The following is a 7109-nucleotide window of genomic DNA, read 5'->3' as shown; positions in this document are numbered from 1 at the left end:
AGGAGCTATCGCAAGGCTATTGGGAAGTATTTGGCAATGAAGATTTCCTTGCGCTTAATAAGCAACTTAAAATTGATTGGGAGAAACAGTATGTTGCGTTAGAGGAGCTGAGACAATTCGCAAGAGGAGTGTGTATACAACAAAAATAATTGAGAACAAAACGCTATAACTCCTTATATCACAAGGCGGAATAGTGTTTTTCTGATTTTTAACTGTCAAACTCGGGATTATAACATAAAAAGCAGACTGTTTCTTGACAGTCGTTCAGAGTTGTGTGCGCTCGAAAGTACCAAAAAACCACACAAATGATCTGTGCGGTTCTATAATACTTAAACTGTCAAAAGTTCTTCTTCTTTATTAGCAGTGTGTTGGTCGATTTCTTTAACCGCAGCATCTGTCACTTTTTGAATGTCTTTTTCAAGTGTTTTCAACTCATCTTCAGTGATTTCTTTTGCTTTTTCAGATTTCTTAGCATCATTCATGGCATCTTTACGGATGTTACGAATCGCTACTTTACCACCTTCAGCTGTTTTCTTCACTTCTTTTGCTAATTCTTTCCGACGTTCTTCAGTCAGAGCTGGAATTACCAAACGAATCACATTCCCATCAGATTGAGGATTAATTCCCAAATCACTCGCATTCAATGCGGCTTCGATATCTTTAATCACTGTTTTGTCAAACGGTGTAATCAAAAGCACACGCGCTTCAGGCACAGAAATCCCCGCCAATTGGTTCAAAGATGTTGGTACACCATAATAATCCACAGTGATGCGTTCAAGCAAGCTCGCATTAGCACGGCCAGCACGAATGCTACCAAATTCACGTTGCAAGCTGTCAATAGATTGTTTCATACGGTCTTGAGCCGTTGTTACGATGTCATTTGTCATGATAGTCTTCCTTTTATATTTCCTTCAAAATTAATTAGACACAGTCGTTCCGATATGTTCGCCCAGAACGACACGTTTGATGTTACCTGTTTCATTGAGGTTAAAGACAACAAGGTCGATATTGTTATCCATAGACAAGCTAGAAGCCGTTGAATCCATAATCTTCAAGCCTTGTTTCAGCACTTCAATGTGGGTCAATTCATCGAATTTAATCGCTGCCGCATTGGTACGTGGGTCATCATTGTAAACCCCATCAACCCCATTTTTAGCCATGAGAATGGCATCTGCACCAATTTCAGCGGCTCTGAGCGCAGCCGTCGTATCCGTTGAAAAATAAGGAGACCCAGTTCCAGCAGCGAAAATCACGATACGTTCTTTCTCAAGATGGCGCAAAGCCCGACCCCGAACATAAGGTTCAGCCAGCTGTTGCATATTAATCGCAGTTTGAACACGTGTTGTCACACCCGCACGCTCCAACGCATCTGCCATGACAAGGGCATTCATGACCGTACCCAACATCCCAGTATAGTCAGCCGGTACACGCTCCATCCCTGCCGCAGCTGCTGCTTCACCACGCCACAGATTACCACCACCAATGACTAAGGCGATTTCAATCCCTAAATCATGAACTTCTTTTAGTTCACTAGTGATTTCCTCAACCGTCGCAATATCAATACCGACACCACGTTCACCCGCAAGCGCTTCTCCAGAAAGTTTGATGAGGACACGTTTATATTTTACTTGAGACATAATTCACCTTTCATACTGTTCATTTCATACTTTATCCTATCCATTTTACCATAAAATTGACGATTTTTGAAAAACTCAAGCATTTTTCTCGGGTAATTTGATAACACCAGCATTTAGCAAATGTCTTTCATGTCTAGTCAAACAATAGTTAAAAATCTTGATTGCACCTAATCGCAAACAAAAACTTCCCCACGCTATATCACGTCAAGGAAGTTTTCGTTATTGTTTAAGCTTGCGCTTTAAATTTTTCAACATCACGTGCGATGACCAATTCTTCATCTGTCGGAATGACCAGTACTTTTACTTTAGCATCTGGTGTTGAGATAATCCCATCCGCACCAAAAACGTTTTTGCCTTCGTCAATGTCTAAGCCAAACCATGATAAACCATCAACAACTGCTTTCCGAACGACATCTGAATTCTCACCGATGCCTGCTGTAAAGATAAGCGCATCCGCACCATTTAAAACTGCCAAGTATTGACCGATATACTTTTGAAGTCGGTTAATATACATATCGAAAGCTAGGGTAGCTTTTTCATCACCTGATTCGCGAGCTGAGATAATATCACGCATATCTGATGAGATGTCAGAAATGCCTGCTAGACCTGATTTTTTGTTAAAAATATCAATGATTTCAGCCACATCCGTGATACCTGTTTTGGCCATGATGTAGGGAATGATTGAGGCATCTAATTCACCCGTCCGTGTGCCCATCATGACACCTGCAAGCGGTGTGAAGCCCATAGACGTATCAACTGATTTACCACCATCAATAGCTGTCAGACTACCACCATTACCAATATGCGCTGTGATCAGTTTAAGCTCTTCTGGTGCTTTACCGAGATACTCAGCTGCTTTTTGTGCCACATACATATGACTCGTGCCATGCGCTCCATACTTCCGAACTGCGTATTTATCATAGTAGTCATTTGGCACAGGATAACGGTAAGCAACTGCTGGCATGGTCGAATGAAAAGCGGTATCAAAAACAGCGACATGCGTTGCTTCTGGCAATAAAGCACAGAAAGCATAGATACCCGCAACATTGGCTGGGTTATGTAAGGGTGCCAAATCAGATAAGTCTTCGATTTGTTTTGCCACTTCATTGGTAATCAAAACTGAATCTTTAAACAGTTCACCACCAGCAACGACACGGTGACCAGTCCCAGTGATTTCAGAAAAGTGAGCAATGATATTCAAATGCTTAAGATCATTCATTAAAATCGCCACAGCCTCTGTATGGTTGTGAATATTTTTTACTGTGACATGTTTATCACCATCAAAGCTGACTGTCGAAACAGACTCTGGCAAACCAATCCGTTCAATCAGACCTTTAGCTATTACCGTCTCTTCTGGCATTTGATAAAGCTGCCATTTAAGACTTGAACTACCAGCATTAATCGCAATTGTTTTTGACATATTCTAATCTCCTAGTTTTCTTGAAATTTAATTAGTTCGCTAGACGAACTGTTTCTCTTGGAAACGTTTTCCTTTAAATTATATCACATTTTGACGAAATTGCGTCATGAAATTTTGCACAATTTCAGGATTCGTCAGACTGGTTAAAGGAAAAACAAAGGGCACTTTTCCTTGTACAGACTTTTGAAAAACAAAAATTGCCTTGGCATGGTTTTCAGTGAAGATGTCTTCTGGTAGGGTAATCACAGCAGAGACGCTGGCATAATCTTGCAACCATTTTTTCAACAAATCAGCTTGCGGACTAGACAGCAAATCACTCGGTGCGATAAAAATAGCATAAGCATCTGCTTTAAGATACTTGAACCCCTGCGCCATCAGCAGGTGATGGGCATAAGTATGCTCAGTCTGACTGCCAACAACTGAACGTTGGGCAATCGCATCATCAGGATAATAGCCCACTGGTAAATCTGACACCAAAAAATCAACAGGTTCAATGACTTGTGGTCGCACGACATCTATCTGCAAAAATTGGGCTGAGGTCTGCATGACATCAGCGATACTAGCCGACAAATCAATCATCAAATCATCAACTTCAAAACCAGTATAGGCTAGGACTTTATCTGGCATCCCAGTCAATAATGTCTCAGCTAGATTGCCTGTCCCAGAGCCTAATTCCAAAATAGACAAGCTCGTTTTCGCTGTCAAGATTTCAATCATAAAATTAATAATATAGCCAATCGCGTCGGGTGTTAATTGGTGATTGGCTTGCAAGTGCATTTCTTTTGCACCTTTTACTAAAGCAAATTGATAGACTTTTTGCCACTCTAGTTTTGTCAAATTGAGTGCTCGCAATTGCTCATTACGTTGTTGCAAGTCATCCGAGACAGCTTTACCAAGATAGCTCACATTTTGCTCAATCAAAGCATCGTAAAAATGTGTGGCTAAATGTGTTTCAAGTTGCTGAACATTGGCTAATAACAGACCAAATGCCGTTTCGATTTTTTCCATTTTCATAACTTTTATTATACCATAATCCTGATATCAAACTTTAAGCTTTACTTTAAGGCTTGTTTAAGCTTTCTTGGTTATACTTAAGTCATTCCTAAAATATTTTTTCATAATAACTCCCTAAAAAATCTCGTAGGCTTGGATGGTCTACGAGATTTTTTGTTTTAAACTGTTGTTTCCCAAACCATATCATACCAGATGGCACCACCATGTGCCGATTGAGATTGCCCATCGTTAGTAAAACCATTTTTTTCATAATAGGGAATTAAATAATCGTGGCAAGTCAAAGTAATCCCCTCACGCTTCTGCTCACATGCGAGATTTTTTAAAGCTGCGATTAATGTCGTGCCAACAGCTTGACCCTGAAAGTCACCTGCCACTGACAAACTGGTTACCGCAATGTAGCCACCTGTTGCTGGATTTTCTACTACTGTTTGGAATAGAGCATCTGTCAAATGACGCGCACAAATCACGGGACCTTCAATGTAACCTACAACTTGACTGTCAATTTCTGCCACTAAAAAAGTATCTGGAATTTTAGCAATCCTAACCTTAACTGTCTCATAATTAGCAGCTTCTGCTTCTGAAAAATTAGCAGCTTCTATCTTGTAAGCAACTTCTAAATCTGTTGGCATAACCTGTCGGATAATCATCTCTTTCCCCTTTTTATCTTATTTTGATGAGACAAACGCCAATTTGAGTTGAAATTGGCGTTTGTCTTTATTTTTTCAGTTAAGTTTACTGAACATTACTTGTCAGTTGTGATAAAAGTGTTTCAAAGGCGTATTCATACTTTTGAATATCACCAGCACCCATAAAGACATAGACAGCATTGTCATGATCCAGTAAAGGTGACACATTGTCAACAGTGATGACTTTGGCTGGCTTTTCTAGTTTTACAGCTAAATCTTCAACCTTGACATCACCATGATCAACTTCACGCGCTGAACCATAAATTTGTGCCAGATAAACAGCATCAGCTTGGTTTAAGCTTGTCGCAAATTCATCAATCAGGGCAATCGTTCGTGTGAAAGTGTGTGGCTGAAAAACAGCGACAATTTCTTTATCCGGATATTTTTGACGCGCTGCGTCCACCGTCGCTTCAATTTCAGTCGGATGGTGCGCAAAATCATCAATAATGACTTGGTCACCAATTCGTTTTTCAGTGAATCGACGTTTAACACCACCAAATGTCGCCATGTATTTGGCAACTTCTTCGGCATTAAAACCATCTTGATGTGTGACAGCAACAACTGCTAAGGCATTCAAGATATTATGTTTACCATATGTTGGCACGACAAATTCACCGATTTTTTGGTCGTGGAAATAGGCTGTGAATTTTGAGCCACTTGTTGTCCGCGTCACATCTTTGGCAATATAATCATCGCTGTCAGAGAAACCGTAACGGTAAATTGGCACATTAGCCTTTATTTTTTGCAGATATTTATCATCGCCATAAACGAATACACCTTTAGTAACTTGTTTAGCATAGGTTTGGAAGGCGTCAAAAACATCATCAATACCTGTGAAATAGTCAGGATGGTCGAAATCGACATTAGTAATGATTGTGTACTCAGGATGGTAAGGTAAAAAATGACGTTCATACTCATCAGACTCGAAAACAAAGAATTTAGAATCTGCAGGACCACGACCTGTGCCATCACCGATTAGATAAGACGTGTCTGTCACGTGACGCATCACATGCGCTAAAAGACCAGTTGTTGATGTTTTACCATGCGCACCAGCGACACCGATAGATGTAAAATTAGTCATGAACTGACCAAGAAACTCATGGTAGCGGACAAAGTGGTAGCCGTTTTTATTGGCATAAGCCACTTCGATATTGTTATCATCTCGGAAGGCATTGCCAACGATAAGTTCGACATCTGGCATGACATTTTTTGTATCAAAGGGTAAAAGTGGGATACCTGCCTGCTCTAGTCCACGTTGAGTGAAGTAGTAATCTGTTGAATCCGACCCTTGAACTTTGTGACCCATTTGGTGGAGCATGAGGGCAAGTGCTGACATCCCTGAACCTTTGATTCCGATAAAATGATACGTTTTTTGTGACATTTGTCTACTCTTTAAAAAAATTGGGTTGGGCAACGGGACAGGATTACTGAAATTTTCTTGAAACTTTCAGTAACTACGAACTTCCTAAGCCTAACACAACTCTATTCCTTCCTATTATCTACCTTGTGACGACTTGACTATCTTATTTTAATCAACCGTATCAAAACCATCACGGTGTTGGTGTTTACTCGCAAAATAGTCTTGTTTCGAATCATCAAATAACGACTTCTTAGATTCATGTGCTGCTGCTTTGTCAAAACCAGAGACTGATTTGCCCAATGAATGTTGCGTTTCGGCAACTTTTTTATTGACCAGACCCTTGATGCCTAATTCATCTGCCGATGCTCTTTCCAATGGATTGACATAAGGTTTGATAGGTTTAGGCGCCACCGCATTTTCACGTGCACGCTTTCTGGCATCCTCAACCAAGGTTGATTTTTTCTTAATCGGCAGGGAATTTGCTGATGCTTTGAAATTTTTGCTCAGTGGTCGTTTGCCATTGACCGTTGGCGTTTGGCGACGCATCTCAAAAGAGTTTGCTTGAGTTTCATCAGTCATCAGCTCTGACATCATATTTGGCGAATCAGTTGTCTTGCCCCCAGCAGATGGCTCAAAATGTTCGAGCGATGCATCAGGATTTTTGATTAAAAGTTGTCGATTGGTCATAATCACCCGATTGTCCGACGTCAACACTGCTTCATCGGGCATAATCGGAAATGTGATTTTATTTTTGTAATACGAATTTTCCATAATTGGCCTTACTTTCACTTGAGTTGAAGAATGTTTTAACACCAACTACATTGTACCAAAATTTTGAAGAATAGTCTCGGCTTACACGAATTTCTCACGACAAACGCATGAAATAAATAATTCCCTAGTATCTCTATTTATGTTAAAGTAAAAGAAAAGCTATTAAGGGAGTTCATGATGTACGAAATCTACGCGTATTTAGAAAGCGTCACAGATCCGCG

At 40.3% G+C, this 7109-nt stretch carries 7 protein-coding genes; all 7 read right to left on the bottom strand.

The genetic code is table 11. The features are described 5' to 3' along the window. Positions 1–329: 329 nt before the first annotated feature. Entirely contained in the window at positions 330–887 is a 558-nt protein-coding gene (gene frr / locus ACYQ21_RS14130; RefSeq protein WP_460059192.1) for a ribosome recycling factor, read from the bottom strand. A gap of 30 nt (positions 888–917) precedes the next feature. Further along, on the bottom strand, positions 918–1637 hold the full coding sequence (pyrH, locus tag ACYQ21_RS14125) for a UMP kinase (protein WP_460059190.1): 720 nt from the start codon (positions 1635–1637) through the stop codon (positions 918–920). A 226-nt stretch (positions 1638–1863) separates the two neighbouring features. Further along, the gene (locus tag ACYQ21_RS14120; RefSeq protein WP_460059189.1) at positions 1864–3057 is read right to left on the bottom strand and encodes an acetate kinase; all 1194 of its coding nucleotides are present in this window, start codon (positions 3055–3057) and stop codon (positions 1864–1866) included. A gap of 78 nt (positions 3058–3135) precedes the next feature. Further along, positions 3136–4071 (bottom strand): class I SAM-dependent methyltransferase, encoded by a 936-nt coding sequence (locus tag ACYQ21_RS14115; RefSeq protein ID WP_460059188.1) that lies wholly within the window; start codon positions 4069–4071, stop codon positions 3136–3138. A 158-nt stretch (positions 4072–4229) separates the two neighbouring features. After that, complete coding sequence (locus ACYQ21_RS14110; RefSeq protein ID WP_460059186.1) at positions 4230–4718, bottom strand: GNAT family N-acetyltransferase; 489 nt, start codon at positions 4716–4718, stop codon at positions 4230–4232. A gap of 85 nt (positions 4719–4803) precedes the next feature. Then, the gene (gene murC, locus ACYQ21_RS14105; protein WP_460059184.1) at positions 4804–6138 is read right to left on the bottom strand and encodes a UDP-N-acetylmuramate--L-alanine ligase; all 1335 of its coding nucleotides are present in this window, start codon (positions 6136–6138) and stop codon (positions 4804–4806) included. 147 nt (positions 6139–6285) lie between these two features. After that, complete coding sequence (locus ACYQ21_RS14100; protein WP_460059182.1) at positions 6286–6888, bottom strand: hypothetical protein; 603 nt, start codon at positions 6886–6888, stop codon at positions 6286–6288. Positions 6889–7109 lie beyond the last annotated feature (221 nt).

This window comes from Pseudolactococcus yaeyamensis, assembly GCF_054658615.1.
Note: the sequence above shows the minus strand (reverse complement) of the source record. Positions and strands in the feature narration are given on the sequence as shown.

What these genes read in the sequence shown, in the direction of transcription:
- frr (WP_460059192.1), bottom strand. Translation starts at nt 887, where the DNA reads ATGACAAATGACATCGTAACAACGGCTCAAGACCGTATGAAACAATCT.
- pyrH (WP_460059190.1), bottom strand. Translation starts at nt 1,637, where the DNA reads ATGTCTCAAGTAAAATATAAACGTGTCCTCATCAAACTTTCTGGAGAA.
- ACYQ21_RS14120 (WP_460059189.1), bottom strand. Translation starts at nt 3,057, where the DNA reads ATGTCAAAAACAATTGCGATTAATGCTGGTAGTTCAAGTCTTAAATGG.
- ACYQ21_RS14115 (WP_460059188.1), bottom strand. Translation starts at nt 4,071, where the DNA reads ATGAAAATGGAAAAAATCGAAACGGCATTTGGTCTGTTATTAGCCAAT.
- ACYQ21_RS14110 (WP_460059186.1), bottom strand. Translation starts at nt 4,718, where the DNA reads ATGATTATCCGACAGGTTATGCCAACAGATTTAGAAGTTGCTTACAAG.
- murC (WP_460059184.1), bottom strand. Translation starts at nt 6,138, where the DNA reads ATGTCACAAAAAACGTATCATTTTATCGGAATCAAAGGTTCAGGGATG.
- ACYQ21_RS14100 (WP_460059182.1), bottom strand. Translation starts at nt 6,888, where the DNA reads ATGGAAAATTCGTATTACAAAAATAAAATCACATTTCCGATTATGCCC.